The organism is Streptomyces sp. NPDC047886, from assembly GCF_043204435.1.
Classification (GTDB): domain Bacteria; phylum Actinomycetota; class Actinomycetes; order Streptomycetales; family Streptomycetaceae; genus Streptomyces.
Genome location: NZ_JBIDCF010000009.1, coordinates 74289 through 89007, shown reverse-complemented (window position 1 = coordinate 89007; position 14719 = coordinate 74289). Strand labels below are relative to the sequence as shown.

14 protein-coding genes and 1 tRNA gene are annotated in these 14719 nt (G+C 73.6%); 6 read left to right on the top strand and 9 right to left on the bottom strand.

Features of this window, described 5'->3' with window-relative positions:
• Positions 1 to 4: 4 nt before the first annotated feature.
• The 3 genes from ACGF5U_RS25955 to ACGF5U_RS25945 all read right to left on the bottom strand — a co-directional run bounded on the left by ACGF5U_RS25955 (position 5) and on the right by ACGF5U_RS25945 (position 2164).
• Positions 5 to 832 carry an SCO1664 family protein gene (locus tag ACGF5U_RS25955; protein WP_392715335.1) on the bottom strand — a complete coding sequence of 276 codons (828 nt, stop codon included), beginning with the start codon at positions 830 to 832 and terminating at the stop codon, positions 5 to 7.
• Complete coding sequence (locus ACGF5U_RS25950) at positions 796 to 1386, bottom strand: DUF3090 domain-containing protein (RefSeq protein WP_392715336.1); 591 nt, start codon at positions 1384 to 1386, stop codon at positions 796 to 798. The genes ACGF5U_RS25955 and ACGF5U_RS25950 overlap by 37 nt, the downstream gene beginning before the upstream one ends.
• A 91-nt stretch (positions 1387 to 1477) precedes the next feature.
• A complete protein-coding gene (locus ACGF5U_RS25945; protein ID WP_392715337.1) occupies positions 1478 to 2164 on the bottom strand; it encodes a histidine phosphatase family protein in 687 nt (228 codons plus the stop codon).
• A gap of 53 nt (positions 2165 to 2217) precedes the next feature.
• Between ACGF5U_RS25945 and corA the strand changes: the two genes are divergently transcribed.
• Entirely contained in the window at positions 2218 to 3210 is a 993-nt protein-coding gene (gene corA / locus ACGF5U_RS25940; protein WP_392715470.1) for a magnesium/cobalt transporter CorA, read from the top strand.
• Positions 3211 to 3318: 108 nt separating this feature from the next.
• On the opposite strand, the gene ACGF5U_RS25935 is transcribed toward corA, so the two are convergent.
• Entirely contained in the window at positions 3319 to 4104 is a 786-nt protein-coding gene (locus tag ACGF5U_RS25935) for a ferritin-like domain-containing protein (RefSeq protein WP_392715338.1), read from the bottom strand.
• A gap of 324 nt (positions 4105 to 4428) precedes the next feature.
• The gene (locus tag ACGF5U_RS25930) at positions 4429 to 5481 is read right to left on the bottom strand and encodes an LLM class F420-dependent oxidoreductase (protein ID WP_392715471.1); all 1053 of its coding nucleotides are present in this window, start codon (positions 5479 to 5481) and stop codon (positions 4429 to 4431) included.
• 226 nt (positions 5482 to 5707) lie between these two features.
• Here ACGF5U_RS25930 and ACGF5U_RS25925 point away from each other — a divergent pair, with 226 nt between their 5' ends.
• Both ACGF5U_RS25925 and ACGF5U_RS25920 read left to right on the top strand, forming a co-directional pair.
• The gene (locus ACGF5U_RS25925) at positions 5708 to 6694 is read left to right on the top strand and encodes an aldo/keto reductase (protein ID WP_392715339.1); all 987 of its coding nucleotides are present in this window, start codon (positions 5708 to 5710) and stop codon (positions 6692 to 6694) included.
• Positions 6691 to 8982: a helix-hairpin-helix domain-containing protein gene (locus tag ACGF5U_RS25920; RefSeq protein WP_392715340.1), complete on the top strand. Its 2292-nt coding sequence runs from the start codon at positions 6691 to 6693 to the stop codon at positions 8980 to 8982. Before ACGF5U_RS25925 ends, ACGF5U_RS25920 begins: the two co-directional genes overlap by 4 nt.
• A gap of 421 nt (positions 8983 to 9403) precedes the next feature.
• Here ACGF5U_RS25920 and ACGF5U_RS25915 read toward each other — a convergent pair whose 3' ends face one another.
• The gene (locus tag ACGF5U_RS25915) at positions 9404 to 10066 is read right to left on the bottom strand and encodes a hypothetical protein (protein ID WP_392715341.1); all 663 of its coding nucleotides are present in this window, start codon (positions 10064 to 10066) and stop codon (positions 9404 to 9406) included.
• Between the two features lie 47 nt (positions 10067 to 10113).
• Between ACGF5U_RS25915 and ACGF5U_RS25910 the strand changes: the two genes are divergently transcribed.
• Positions 10114 to 10302, top strand: a complete 189-nt coding sequence (locus ACGF5U_RS25910; RefSeq protein ID WP_392715342.1) for a DUF5703 family protein — start codon at positions 10114 to 10116, stop codon at positions 10300 to 10302.
• Between the two features lie 85 nt (positions 10303 to 10387).
• Here the strand turns inward: ACGF5U_RS25910 and ACGF5U_RS25905 are convergent, their stop codons facing one another.
• The 3 genes from ACGF5U_RS25905 to ACGF5U_RS25895 form a co-directional block, all read right to left on the bottom strand.
• Positions 10388 to 11272, bottom strand: a complete 885-nt coding sequence (locus ACGF5U_RS25905) for a chaplin (protein WP_392715343.1) — start codon at positions 11270 to 11272, stop codon at positions 10388 to 10390.
• 137 nt (positions 11273 to 11409) lie between these two features.
• Complete coding sequence (locus ACGF5U_RS25900; RefSeq protein ID WP_392715344.1) at positions 11410 to 11643, bottom strand: chaplin; 234 nt, start codon at positions 11641 to 11643, stop codon at positions 11410 to 11412.
• A gap of 158 nt (positions 11644 to 11801) precedes the next feature.
• On the bottom strand, positions 11802 to 13127 hold the full coding sequence (locus tag ACGF5U_RS25895) for a M20/M25/M40 family metallo-hydrolase (protein WP_392715345.1): 1326 nt from the start codon (positions 13125 to 13127) through the stop codon (positions 11802 to 11804).
• Positions 13128 to 13287: 160 nt separating this feature from the next.
• Here ACGF5U_RS25895 and ACGF5U_RS25890 point away from each other — a divergent pair.
• A tRNA-Leu gene (locus tag ACGF5U_RS25890) sits at positions 13288 to 13375 on the top strand.
• Between the two features lie 85 nt (positions 13376 to 13460).
• Complete coding sequence (locus ACGF5U_RS25885; protein WP_392715346.1) at positions 13461 to 14708, top strand: ROK family protein; 1248 nt, start codon at positions 13461 to 13463, stop codon at positions 14706 to 14708.
• Positions 14709 to 14719 lie beyond the last annotated feature (11 nt).

The window sequence follows — 14719 nt, the reverse complement described above, 5'->3', positions numbered from 1 at the left end:
GGGGTCAGACGGGCGGCCAGGGGATCGCGGGCCACTGACCGGAGGGTTCCGGGTGCCTGGCCGCCTTGCGCAGGGCGGCGACCCGGTCGCGAACCGCCGCGACCTCGGCCGGAGTGATCAATTCCGCCAGCCGGGTGGCGAGCGTGGCGCCGGCCGCGAGCCGGGCGTCCAGCCGGGCGAGCACCTCCAGCGCCTCCGCCGGGAGCGGTTCGCCCGCCCAGCCCCACAGCAGCGTGCGCAGCTTGTCGTCCACGTGGAAGGTGACGCCGTGGTCGATGCCGTACAGCCGGCCGTCGGGCGCGGGCAGCAGGTGGCCGCCCTTGCGGTCGCCGTTGTTGATCACCGCGTCGAGCACGGCGAGCCGCCGCAGCCGGATGTCGTCGGCGTGGACGAGCAGGGCCGTGCGGCCCTCGCCGACCTGGGCCTGGCCGACCGCCTTCCAGCCGTCGCCCGGCTCGTCCTCCTCCACGAGCGCGAGGAGCGAGACCGACGGGTCGCCGTCGATCCACAGCTGGACCATGCCCTGGCCGTACGGACCGTCCCGCAGCACGGTCGGCGGGACGAGGTCCCAGCCGGTGGCCCGGGCGACCTCGTAGGCGGCGACCTCGCGCTGGGCGAGGGTGCCGTCGGGGAAGTCCCACAGCGGCCGCTCGCCCGCGACGGGCTTGTAGACGCAGTCGGCCGTCTCGCCCTCGTACGAGACCGAGCAGAGCAGCACCGCGTTCGACGCCTCGCGGACCTGGCCCCGTACGGTCAGCTCCCCCTCGGTGAGCAGCGCGTGCGCGTCCACCGCCGTCAGGCCCCCCGGCGGTATCCGTTCTGGCGCGGGCATACGTGTCCTTCCGGATCGAGCGGCAGGCTGCACAGCGGGCACGGCGGGCGGCCCGCGTTGACCACGTCGAGCGCGCGCTTGGCGAACGCCCTCGCCTGCGCGCCGGTCAGCCGGACCCGCAGCATCGGCGGGCCGTTCTCCTCGTCCTGGAGGAGCCGTTCCTCGGCCTCCGCCAGGTCCTCCTCGGAGTCGGCGTCCAGCTCGACCAGCGCCTGCGCCTCGACGATCATGCGCTGTTCGTCGCCGTCCCAGGCGAGGGCCATCGTGCCGACCCGGAACTCCTCCTCGACCGGCGCGTCGAGCGGGGCGGTGTCGGTGACGTCCGAGGGCGCGACGGCCGGTACCGGGGCGTTGCCCCCGGTGCGCCGCACCACCTCGTCCAGCAGCTCGTCCATGCGCTCGGCGAGCGCCGCCACCTGGGTCTTCTCCAGCGCGACGCTGGTGACCCGCCCCCCGGCGGACGCCTGGAGGAAGAACGTACGGCGACCAGGCAGCCCGACCGTACCCGCCACGAAACGCTCCGGCGGGTCATAGAGGAACACCTGACGGGACACGTTCCCTCTCCCTTGACTCGTGAGTTCGGCACCACGGCGGTTCGGCACCACGGCGACCACAGCGGCGCGTCCACCCTACTGTGCCCGGCGATCACGGTGCGCCCGCGCCGCCGCCCACCTCCGCGGCCCCGTCGCCGCCCGTCTCGCGGGGCGCGAACGCCGTGAAGTCGCCCGTGTCGCCGAGCCGTACGAGGAACGGCCGCAGCCGGGTGTACCGGATCACCGTCACCGAGCACGGGTCCACGTGGATCCGCTGGAACAGGTCGAGGTGCATCCCGAGGGCGTCGGCGACCAGGGACTTGATGACGTCTCCGTGCGAGCACATCACATAGGCGGCGTCCTCGCCGTTCTCGGCGTCCACGCGCGCGTTCCACTCGCGTACGGCGTCGACGGCGCGGGTCTGCATGGCCCGCATCGACTCGCCGCCCGGGAAGGCGGCCGCCGACGGGTGCTGCTGCACGATCTGCATCAGCGGTTCGTCGGAGAGCTCCGCGAGCTTGCGGCCCGACCAGTCGCCGTAGTCGCACTCGTTGATCCGCTCGTCGGTGTGCAGGACCAGCTCCGGGCGGGCGGCGAGAAGCGGTCGCAGGGTCTCGCGGCAGCGCTGCAGCGGGCTGCTGACGGCCAGCGCGAGCGGCACGCCGGCCAGCCGTCCCGGCAGCCCGGCCGCTTGGGCCGCGCCGCGTTCGTCGAGCCCGACGCCGGGGGTGCGGCCCGCGAGCAGGCCCGCGGTGTTGGCGGTGGAACGTCCGTGCCGTACGAGGATCAACGTGGCCATGAACGCCAGCCTAGGCGGCGCCACGCGTGCGTGGGGGCCAGGTCCGGGGAAGAATACGCGCCGTGATCGTGGACTGTGCCATCTACCGGGACGGGCGCCGCCGTGCGGGGCCCACCGATGTCGTCGCCGCGCTGGAACAGGCCAGGGACGCCGTCGACGCGTTCCTCTGGATCGGCCTGCACGAGCCGACGGCCCAGGAGTTCGACCGGGTGGCCGAGGAGTTCGGGCTGCACCCGCTGGCGGTGGAGGACGCCCTGAAGGCGCACCAGCGCCCGAAGCTGGAGGTGTACGAGGACTCGCTGTTCATGGTCCTCAAGCCGATCGTGTACGAGCCGCGGGGCGACACGGTGTCGGCCGGGGAGCTGATGGTCTTCATGGGCGACTCGTTCGTCGTGACGGTCCGGCACGGCGAGGGGGCGCCGCTGGCGGCGGTCAGGCAGCGGCTGGAGGCGGAGCCGGAGATGCTCCGGCACGGCCCGACGTCGGTGCTGTACGCGATAAGCGACGCCGTCGTGGACTACTACATCGACGTGGCGTCGGAGCTCCAGGTGGACCTGGAGGAGCTGGAGGCGGACGTGTTCCAGCCGACGGGAGGGGACGCCAAGAACACGGCGTCACGGATCTACACGTTCAAACGGCAGGTGCTGGAGTTCCGCCGGGCCGCGGGGCCGCTCGCCCCGCCGATGGCCCGGCTCGCGGGCGCGGGCGTGCCGTACGTCAGCGAGCGGGCGCAGCCGTTCTTCCGGGACGTCAGCGACCACCTCACCCGGGCCACCGAACAGGTGGAGGGTCTCGACCGGCTGCTTTCGGACATTCTCTCCGCGCATCTCGCGCAGATGGGCGTGCGGCAGAACGACGACATGCGGAAGATCTCGGCGTGGGCGGCCATGGCGGCGGTGCCGACGATGGTGGCCGGCGTCTACGGCATGAACTTCACGCACATGCCGGAGTTGCACTGGCTGTGGTCGTACCCGGCGCTCATCGTGCTGATGGCCGTCGCGGTCGCGAGCCTGTACCGGCTCTTCAAGCGGCGCGGCTGGCTGTAGCGCGCGGCGCCCGCCACTGCCCGACGGGTCGCCCAGGGTGCCGGGGCCCGCCCGGAGCGCCAGGGCTCGCCCGGAGCGCCGGAGGCCGGTCAGAGCGCCGGGGCCCGGTCAGAACGCCGGGGCCGCCTGCGCCGGGCCACCGAGGGCGTCGCGCCGCTGGGGCATCTTCAGGTCGACCATGCGCCGCCAGCCGCCGGCCCGCTCGTACGCGTACATGGCGCGGATGCCCCCGGCCAGGACGGCGGACTTGGCACGGGGCCATCGCAGGATGCGGCCCATGTGGTCCATGACGGCGAGGCTCACGTCGCGGTAGACGGCGATCTCGGCGAGGGCGCACTCGCGCAGGGTGCGCTGGATGGCCCGGCCGTGCCCCGCGTACGCGAGGCGGAGAAGCTCCTCGTGGCAGTAGGCGAGGTGGTTGTCCTCGTCGGCACCGATCATGCGGATGGCCTTGCCCACCTCGGGGTGGTCGCCGAAGTGCTTGACCAGCATGTCCATCTGGTCGGCTGCGCGCTGCTCGGTGACCCGGCTGTGGGACAGGTAGACCAGGATGTCGTCCTCGGTGAGGGCCTCGTCACGGCGGAGCTTTTCGTGGGCGAGACCGATGCCGCGCTGTTCGAGGAGCATCGTGTAGTCGGTCTCCGGCGGGACCGGGACCGGGTCGAGCCCGCGCTTCTTGAGCAGGGCGTTGAAGATCCGCCCGTGCTTGTCCTCGTCGGCGCCGTGCCGGGTGATCTTGGGCGCGAGTTCGCGCAGGGACTCCGGCACGAGGGCCGCGATCCGGGCGTTCTCCCAGCCGCCCTGCGCCTCCCCACTGGCCGCGATGGAACAGAACAGCTGATAGGACTCGTCGTTGTCGACGATCTCCTGGAACAGACTCCGGGCCGAAAGCATCGCTGCCACCTCCACGTGCGCGTCCTGCGCAAAGCGCGTCCTGCTGCAAGGTACGAGTGAAGTGCCGGAGGGATGGGGTGGCAACAGCTGGGCCGGTCGACTCCGCCGAACGGCGGAGCGCGTCGGCAGCCGGGAGGTGTACGGAGGTGTGAGCACGGGAACGCAGGTACCCGCCCGCCCTCGGGTGTCGCGGCGTAACCCGGCGGACCGGTGGCGCGTTGTGCTGCGTGACGGCCGTGGCGGGGATGACCCCGAGCCCCCACCACGGCCGCAGACCTCCTCACAGGGAGCCCGCGCGGATCTCCGCCGCGCGGGTCTCCGGGCCTAGTCGACGAGCCCGGCGCGCTCCAGCGCCTCGGTGCCGGCCCTCAGGGCGGCGATCCGCTCGTCGAGCGTGAACCCGGCGGGGGCGAGGGTCAGGGTCGTGACACCGGCCGCGGCGTACGCCGCCATCCGGTCGGCGATCCGGTCGACCGAGCCCAGCAGGGCGGTCTGGTCGATCAGCTGGTGCGGGACGGCGGCCGCGGCGCCCTGCTTGTCACCGGACAGGTACCTGTCCTGGATCTCGGCGGCCTCCTTCTCGTACCCCATCCGCTGCGCGAGCTGGTTGTAGAAGTTCTGCTTCCGGCTGCCCATGCCGCCGACGTACAGCGCGGTGTACGGCCGGAACGTGTCCGCGAGGGCGTTGACGTCGTCGCCGACGGCCAGCGGCAGGGTGGGGCAGACGTCGAAGCCGTCCATGGTCTTGCCGGCCTTCTCGCGGCCCGCGCGGATGTGCCGCAGCGCCGTGTCCTCCAGGTGCGCGGCGGACGGGAAGATCAGCAGGGCACCGTCGGCGATCTCACCGGTCTGCTCCAGGTTCTTCGGGCCGATCGCCGCGATGTAGAGCGGGATGTGCTCGCGCTGGGGGTGCACGGTCAGCTTGATCGGCTTGCCGGGGCCGCCGGGGAGCGGCAGCGTCCAGTGCCGCCCCTCGTAACTGAGCCGCTCGCGGGACATGGCCTTGCGGACGATCTCGACGTACTCGCGGGTGCGGGCCAGCGGCTTGTCGAACTTCACGCCGTACCAGCCCTCGGAGACCTGCGGTCCCGACACCCCCAGGCCGAGGCGGAAGCGGCCGCCGGAGAGCGAGTCGAGCGTGGCGGCCGTCATCGCGGTCATCGCGGGCTGGCGGGCCGGGATCTGCATGATCGCGGAACCGACGTCGATGTTCTCCGTCTGGGCGGCGACCCAGGACAGGACCGTCGGGGCGTCCGAACCGTACGCCTCCGCCGCCCAGCAGACGTCATAGCCGAGGCGGTCCGCCTCCTGGGCGACCGCGAGGTTGTCGCCGTCCATGCCCGCACCCCAGTAGCCGAGGTTGATGCCGAGCCGCATGCCGGTCCCCTTACTCATCGACTTACTCATCGACTCACGTACTCACGTACGCCCGTACATCCGTACGCCGGTACGCCCGTACGTCATTTACCCACGGGTAACGTTCTTGGTCTGCGGACTCTAGCGCGCGGGCCGTCGATCCGTCAGGGGACGTCGGCGACCTTGGCGCGGGAAGGTTGTCCACAGGCTCTCTCCGCGTGGGCCCTTGGCCAGTAATCTCGCGCCCATGGAGCAGAGGCATCTCGGCCGTACCGGCCTGCGCGTGTCCCGGATAGGGCTCGGCACCCTCACCTGGGGCCGGGACACCGACGAGCACGACGCCGCGGACCAGTTGAAGGTGTTCTGGGAGGCCGGCGGCACGCTGATCGACACCGCCGACGTGTACGGCGGCGGCGAGGCCGAGTACCTGCTCGGGCAGCTCGTGGAGCGGCTGGTGCCGCGCCGCGACCTGGTGATCGCGACGAAGGCGGGCAGCGTGGCCGACCCGGACCGGCGGTTCGACGGGTCGCGCGGCCATCTGCTCGGGGCCCTCGACGCCTCGCTGGCCAGGCTCGGCACCGACTACGTCGACCTGTGGCAGGTCCACGCCTTCGACCCGCAGACCCCGCTGGAGGAGACGCTCCAGGCGCTGGACATCGCGGTCGGCACCGGACGGGCCCGCTATGTCGGCGTGTCGAACTTCTGCGGCTGGCAGCTCGCCAAGGCCGCGACGTGGCAGCTCGCGGCGCCCGGCACGCGGGCCAGGCTCGCCGGCACGCAGATGGAGTACTCGCTGCTCCAGCGGGGCGTGGAGCGGGAGGTGCTGCCCGCCGCGCTCGACCTGGGCGTGGGACTGCTGCCGTCGTCGCCGCTGGGGCGGGGCGTACTGACGGGCAAGTACCGCAACGACGCCACACCGATCGACTCGCGGGGCGCGTCGGAGCAGCTGGCGCCGTTCGTGGAACCGTATCTGGACGACGCCGCGAGCCGGATCGTGGACGCGGTGGTGACGGCCGCCGACGGGCTGGCCGTGACACCGCTCCAGGTGGCGCTGGCATGGGTGCGGGACCGGCCCGGCGTGGCGGCACCGGTGGTCGGCGCGCGCAACGCGCGGCAGCTGTCGGCCGCGCTGTCAGTGGAGGCGCTTACGCTTCCGGACGAGATCTGCCAGGCGCTGGACGATGTGTCGGCGCCCGTGCACCGCTATCCCGATCAGGACTGGAGCACGCTGTGACCGCGCTACCCCGGGGGGCGGCCCCCGGTACCCCGGCCGACGACCAGGACGCCGCCGCACCCGCCGCCGAGGCGGAGACCGGCTCTCCCGCAGCCGACTCCTCGGCAGCCGGCTCCCCCGGCGCGCCCGAGGAGGGCGCCGCCGTGGAGAACGCCGCAGCGGAACCTGACGAGCCGGAAGAGCCCGGCGAGACGGAGGAGCCCGCGGAACCGGACGAGCCCGGGAGCGGCGGGAACGCCGAGGCCCCCGTGGACGCCGAGGGCGCGGGAGCCGCAGCGGCGGCCGATGACGCCGCGCCGTCGGAGACGGAGGCCGAGCTGGCCGCCCAGCGCGAACTGCGGGCCCGGATCGAGCGCCGGAAGGCCGAGAAGGCCGGCCCGATCGAGGCCGGCACCAAACTCAGCGGTACGGCGGCCGACCTGCTGGCGGCCGTACGGGCGGTGGAGAGCGGCGAGAAGTCCGGCGCCGGGTTCTTCGCCTCCCCCGCCCCGGCGCCCGCGCCCCGGAAGGCCGCCCCCGCACCGGCCGCGCCCACGCGGCCGCAGACCGCCGAGGTCGTCGCACGCGCCGCCCGGACGGCGACGCCGGAGACGGTCGCGGCGGTACGGGCCGTCCTGGCCGAGGGCGGCGCTCCGGAGACGCTCGCCCCCCGGGTGGCGACGGCGCTCGGCGACACGGCGCCGGACGCCCTGCGCGACGACCCCTGGCTGCTGCTGTCGGTGTCCGGGGTGCGGCCGGAACAGGCGGACGGCTTCGCCCGCGCGCTGCTCGGAGCCGAGTGCGGCCCCGGGGACGGCCGGCGGACGGACGCGTTGATCGGCTGGCTGCTGGAGCGGGCGGCGCTCCAGGGGCATACGGCGCTGGACGCGGCCGCCGTACGCGCGGCCCTCGCTGAGCGGTCGGTGCCCGAGCCCGACAAGGCGGTGGAGCACGCCGTCGCCGGGGGCGCGGTACTGGTGTTCCACGACGGGGCGGACGAGGAGGAGCCGGAGGAGACCGCGCAGGACGCCGCGCCGGACGCCGGTGGGGCCGCGCCCGTGGTGGAGCCGGTGCCGGTGCTGCTCGGACTGGACCGGTACGCGCTCGCGGAGGAGAGCCTCGCCGACGGCCTGGCCAGGCTCGCCCGGTCAGGGCCCGACGCCCGCTGGGAGGCGGCGCCGCCGACGGAACTGGCCCGGGCGGTCGCCGCGCACGGGCTGGTCGCGCACACCGGCGGCGAGGCGGCGCGCGCGGAACCCGTCGCCCTGGCCGGGGCGGCGCGGGAGCTGGGGCTGCGGGTGGCGGTGGCCACGCACTGCGAGAACGGCCGCCGCCGGCTCGGCCGGGACAGCGGCGCGGTCACGGTGACCGGGCTGCTCTCCGCCGCGGACGGTCCCGGCCGGGACGAGGACGGGGCCCTGGCGCTGGACCTGCTGGTCGTGCTCGACGCCCCGCAACTGGACGTCGAGACCGCCGCGATGCTGGTGGAGTCGGTACCGGACGGGTGCCGTCTGGTGCTCAGCGGCGACCCGGCGGTCCTGCCGTCGGCGGGCGCCGGCCGGGTCTTCGGGGATCTGCTCGCCGCGCGCGCGTGCCCGCAGGTCGCCTCGCGGACGCCGGACTCCGGGCCGATCGGTGAGCTGGTGTCGGGCATCGGCATCGGCGAGCTGAACCAGGTCGACGCACCCGGCAAGGAGATCGTCATCGTCCCCGTGCGGGACGCGGGCGAGGCCGTGCACCGGACGGTTCAGCTCGTCGCCGACTCGGTGCCGAGGGCGTTCGGGGTGACGCCGGAGGAGACCCAGGTCATCACGGTGGGCCATGGCGGCTCGGCGGGGACGCGGGCCCTGAACACAGCGCTGAAGCAGCGGCTCAATCCCGGCCCCGGACGGTTCGGCGGGTTCGATCCGGGCGACCGCGTGGCGTACGCGGCGGCGCCGGGGCGCACGGCGCAGGGCACGGTGCTCTCCGCCGACCCGGCGGGTCTGCACCTGGACTGCGAGGGCGAGCGGCTCGTCGTGCCCAAGGAGCGGGTGGAGTCGGCGGTGCGGCACGGCTGGGCGCTCACCGCGCACCAGGCCGCCGGAATGCGCTGGCCCGCCGCGGTGGTCGTGCTGCCGGGGGACGCGGCGCCGGCCTTGGACCGGAGCTGGGTCTACACCGCGTTCGGCCGGGGCGCCCGGCACCTGTCGGTGGTCCACGGGGTGGACCAGGCCCTGCCGCAGGCGGTCGCCCAGCCGCCGTCGCAGGACCGTACGACGCGGCTGCGCGGCCTGCTGGAGGGGCTGTCGGCCGTGCCCGAGGAGTAGTCCGGCAGCAGCCCCGGAAGCAGCAGAGCCCGCCGGCGGTACACCTGTGGCGGGTCCGCCAGCCGGCGGACCGCCCGCCACGGAGGGCCGCACCCGGCCCGAGCCGGCACCCGGCGGAGGCGGCACCCGCGAGGGCCGCACCCGCGAGGGCCCACCCGGCGGAGGGCCGCACCGGCCGGGGACAGCGCCCGACGGAGGCCGCAGCCCCGAGGGCCGCACCCGGCCGAGCCGGCACCCGACGGAGGCCGCACCGGCGAAGGCCGCACCCGCGAAGACCGTACGTGCGAGGGCGCACCCGGCCCAAGACGGCACCCGGCGGACGGCCGCACCCGCGAAGGCCGCACCCGGCCGGGGACGGCGCGCGGGGGCGGCGCGACCGTGCTTCCCGGGCGGGGACACGTCCGCCCGGGGCGGACCGGCCTCAGCGCGTGTCGTCGGGTCGGTCGGTGAGGTCCTCTCCGTACATCTCGTCCTCGTCGAAGACGGCACTGACGTCGAAGCGGCAGACGACCCGGCCGGGGTCGGCCTGGTCGAACGGGGTGCTGAGCCACTCCCCCGGTTCGGGCAGGTCGTCGGCGGCCGCCACCCAGAGGGTCGAGTCGCCCTCCTCCAGGCCGAACTCCTTGTGCCGGGAGGCGATCTCGTCGGGCTCGTACTCGCCGAACAGCACGCCGAGCGCCGCGTGGATGCTGGAGCCCACCACCGGTGCCGCTTCCGATCCGTCGTCGGCGCGTTCCACGTCCGCGATGCGCTGGGCCTGCGCGAGCAGCCGCTGCGGCTCGGCCACCGCGTAGTCGCGGCGGATCATCACGCTCAGCGCACTCGGCTCGTCGGGACCCGTGTACGGCGGGAGGGTGTCCTCCACGCCCGGGATCTCGAAGGGCGTGACCTCGTCGTACCGGTCGTACAGCCGCTCGTCGTACGCCTCGGCGGCGGACGCGAGGGCGTTGAACGCGGCGTTGACCGCCGGGTCGTCATCACCCGTGCGGTTCTCGACCGCCTCCAGGTGACGGTCCAGTGCGGCCTTGACCGCCTCGGCGGCGGCACGTACCTCGGCAGCGGTGGGCTGCGCAGCATCAGACATAGTGCAGACGCTATCCGTACCTGGGCCGTGCCCGCACAATAGATGCGATGCCGGAATACGAATTTGTCGACGTGTACGTGCCGCGGGGCGTCTCCCGCAAGGAGGCGACCCGCCTGCTCACCGACCGGGCCGAGTACGGGCACTGGGAGCTGGACCGTCTGAGCCTGCACCGGGACGGAAGCCGGAGGGTGCGGCTGCGCCGCCGCATCATCCGCCAGGTCCGGGCCACCTGGTGAACGGCGGAGGGGGAAGAACAGGAGGGAGCGGGCCCCGCCGTGGCGGGGCCCGCTCCTGTGTGCGCCTCGGTGGCGTCTCGCGCGCCTAGGCGGACTGGCGGGCGCGACGGTAGAGGAGCGTGCCGCCGAGCAGCAGGCCGGCGCCTGCCGGGATCAGCATCTCGAGCGGGGCCGCACCGGTGTGCGCGAGCTCGTCGACACCCTTCGGCGGGGTGGCGTCGTGCGGGGCCGGCTTGTTCGGCTCGATCGGCGAGCCGGGCTCACCGGGCGTGCCGGGCTGTCCCGGAGTGCCGGGCTCACCGGGCTTGCCGGGCTCACCCGGGTTGCCGGGGTTACCGGGCTCACCGGGGTTCCCAGGGTTGCCGGGGTTACCGGGCTCACCGGGGTTCCCAGGGTTGCCCGGGTTGCCGGGGTTACCCGGGTTCCCAGGGTTACCGGGGTTGCCCGGGTTCCCAGGGTTACCGGGGTTGCCGGGGTTACCCGGGTTGCCGGGGTTGCCGGGGTTACCGGGGTTACCGGGGTTACCCGGGTTGCCGGGGTTCCCCGGGTTGCCCTGCGGCGAGCCGTTCGCGCAGCTGTTGCCGAACGACGGGTTCAGGCCCCCGACGACGTTGACGCTGTTGCCGCAGGCGTTGACCGGGACGTTCACCGGGGCCTGGACGTTGTTGCCGGACGCGACGCCCGGCGACTTGCTGGTCGAACCGCTCGCGTGCGCGCCGTTCGACTTGTTGACGCACTTGTTCCCGAACGTCGGGTTGAGCGCACCGACGACGTTGACCGAGTTGCCGCACGCGTTCACCGGCACGCTCACCGGCGCCTGGACCGAATTCCCGGACGCGACGCCCGGGGAGTTCGCGGCGCCGCCGTGGGCGCCGGCGCCCGTGTGCGCCTGTGCGTACCCGCCGCCGAGGGCGAGTACGCCACCCGCGGCCGCCACGATGGTCAGGCCCTTTCGAGTGACCTGTCGCATAGCTAGTTCCCTGCCTTCTAGGCTTCCGAATCCCCCCGAGCCCCACGCCCGGAGGCCGAATGCCCACCGGCCCCGGAGCGCATGGCGCGCGCTCCGAGGCCGGCCGGGCTCAAACCCTTACGGGTCGAGGCTCAACGTCAGGCGTTGACGCAGGTGTTGCCGAAGGCGGGGTTCAGCAGGCCGATGATGTTGACCGTGTTGCCGCACGCGTTGATCGGGATGTGGATCGGCACCTGGACGACGTTGCCCGAGATGACGCCGGGGGAACCGACGGCCGCACCCTGCGCACCCGCGTCGGCGACGGCCATGCCCGCACCAGCGAGCACCAGACCACCAGTGGCAGCCGCAGTAGCGACGACCTTCTTGATCATTATTCCTCCTTGTTGGCAATGCGGTCCCAGCCGCGGACCGCACCACCTGTAACGAGGAGAAGTTGAGGGGGCTACGAGCTGATGACTCCGTTCACCCTTTTCGGTCAGACGTGCACACGCGGACGATTATTGGAGTGTCGTTTCAGCCGACTATCCGGTCAGCTGGCGTCGATGAACCGGTCCAGGACGCGTACGCCGAACTTCAGGCCGTCCACCGGTACCCGCTCGTCCACGCCGTGGAACATTCCGGCGAAGTCCAGCTCGGGCGGGAGCTGGAGCGGCGCGAAGCCGAAGCAGCGGATGCCGAGGTCGTCGAAGGACTTGGCGTCGGTGCCGCCGGAGAGCATGTACGGCACGGCACGGGCGATCGGGTCCTCGGCCTTCAGCGCCGTCTGCATGGCGTCCACCAGGGCGCCGTCGAAGCTGGTCTCCAGCGCCTTGTCGCCGTGCACGTCCTCGCGGCGGACGCGCGGCCCCAGGATGCGGTCGAGGTCGGCGAGGAACTCCTCCTCGTACCCGGGCAGGAAACGCCCGTCGACATGGGCGGTGGCCTGGCCGGGGATGACGTTCACCTTGTAGCCGGCGCCGAGCATGGTGGGCGCGGCGGAGTTGCGGAGCGTCGCGCCGATCATCTTGGCGATGCCGCCGAGCTTGGCGAGGGTCGCGTCCATGTCCTCGGGGTCGAGCGGGGTGCCGAGCGCGTCGGACAGCTCGTCCAGGAAGGACCGCACGGTCTTGGTGACCCTGACCGGCCAGGTGTGCCGGCCGAGCCGTCCCACGGCCTCGCACAGCTCGGTGATGGCGTTGTCGTCGTTGGTCATGGAGCCGTGGCCGGCCGTGCCCTCCACGGTGAGCCGCATCCAGTGCATGCCCTTCTCGGCGGTCTCCACCAGGTACAGGCGCAGCTTCTCGTTGACCGTGAACGAGAAGCCGCCGACCTCGCCGATGGCCTCCGTGACGCCTTCGAAGAGGTCGGGGTGCTTGTCGACCAGGTACCGGGCGCCGTAGGTGCCGCCCGCCTCCTCGTCGGCGAGGAACGCCAGCACGATGTCGCGGGGCGGCTTGCGGCCGCTGCGGAGCCGGTCCCTGACGACCGCGAGGGTCATCGCGTCCATGTCCTTCATGTCGACCGCGCCGCGCCCCCACACGCAGCCGTCGGCGACCTCCCCGGCGAACGGGTCGTACGTCCAGTCGGCCGCGTTGGCGGGCACGACGTCGGTGTGGCCGTGGATGAGCAGGGCCGGCCGGGAGGGGTCCTCGCCCTCGATCCTGGCCACGGTGGAGGCGCGGCCCTTGTGGGACTCGAAGATCTTCGGTTCGAGGCCCACCTCGGCGAGCTTCTCGGCGACGTACTCCGCGGCGGCCCGCTCGCCGGGTCCCGAGTGGTCGCCGTAGTTGCTCGTGTCGATCCGGATCAGGTCGCGACAGAGATCGACGACCTCGTCCTCACCGGTCACGGTCCGGGCCGCGTTCGACTCGCTCACGCTGTTCCTCCCACGTCGCTGCTGGTGGTCCCCCACATCCTCCTCCTGACCGCCCCCGGACCCAAGGCCGCCCCCGGGGCGGGGGGCGTGATCGGGCACCTCGAATGTTTGCTATGGTTTTCCACGTCGGAACGGCCCAGGGCCGCGAGACAGACACCTTGTCCGGGTGGCGGAATGGCAGACGCGCTAGCTTGAGGTGCTAGTGCCCTTTATCGGGCGTGGGGGTTCAAGTCCCCCCTCGGACACCAGCGGAAGACCCCAGGCGACCTGGGGTCTTTCTTGTTGTCCGGCGGGCCGTGAGCCGCGCCGTGCCGTCGCATAGGCTCGGCCGCGATGAAGAAGACTCTGGATCCGCTGGAGCCCAAGGCCGACAAGGCGACCGTGCGGCGGCACAACCTGAGCCTGGTGCTGCGGGCCGTGCACGACGAGGGCGAGGCGACCCGGGCGGCGGTGGCGGCGCGGGTGGGGCTGACGCGCGCGGCGGTGTCGTCGCTGGTGGAGCAGTTGCTCGGCGGTGGGTTCCTCACCGAGTCGGGCAAGACGTTCAGCGGGCAGGCGGGGCGGCCCGGCACGGCGCTGCGGGTGGCGCGGACCGGACCGGCCGGGCTCGGGGTCGAGATCAACATCGATTACGTGGCGGTCTGTGTCGTCGATCTCGCGGGCACCGACCGGGTACGGCTCACCGAGCACCTCGACAACCGGGACGTGCCGCCCGGTGAGGTGCTGGCGCGGGCCGCCCGGATCGCGGCGCGGACGCTGGAGTCGGCGGCGGAGCAGGACCTGCACCCGGCGGGGGCGCGGCTGGCGCTGCCCGGCCTGGTGTCGGGGGGCACCGTGCGCCAGGCGCCCAACCTGGGGTGGAACCGGGTCGCGGCCGAGGGGCTGTTCGGGCAGGCGCTCGGGGCGGTGCGGCCGGGCCGGCGGGCGCTGCCGGTCGGCTCGGACAACGAGGCGAACGCGGCGGCGCTGGCCGAGCTGTGGTTCGGCGAACGCGAGGGCGGCGCGGCGCAGGCGCGGAGCTTCCTGTACCTGTCCGGGGAGATCGGGGTGGGCGGCGCGATCGTCGTGGGCGGTGAGCTGCTGCGCGGTGCGCACGGGTTCGCCGGGGAGATCGGGCACGTGGTGGTGGACGCGGAGGGGCCGGAGTGCCGGTGCGGTTCGCGGGGCTGTCTCGAGCAGTACGCGGGGCAGTCGGCGCTGCTGCGGGACGCTGGCGTCGGCGAGCAGGCCGGGCTGCCGGGGGTCGCGGAGCTGGAGCGGCGCGCGGGGGCGGGGGACGCGCGGGCGGTGGCGGCGCTGGAGCGGGCCGGGCGGATGCTCGGGCTGGTGCTGTCCGGGGCGGTGAACCTGCTGGATCCGGACGCGGTGGTGCTCGGCGGGATCTACCGGCCGCTGATGCCGTGGCTGGGTCCCGCGGCGGACGCGGAGCTGACCCGGCGGGTCGTGTCGGGGCTGTGGCCCGCCGGGAGCGGGCGGCTGCGGGCCTCGTCGTCGTCGGGTGACGCGGCCCGGGGCGCCGCCGCCCTCGTCGTACGGGATGTGATCGCCGATCCGGCGGGGCACGCGGAGCGGGCGGGGTAGTCCCGGGCGGC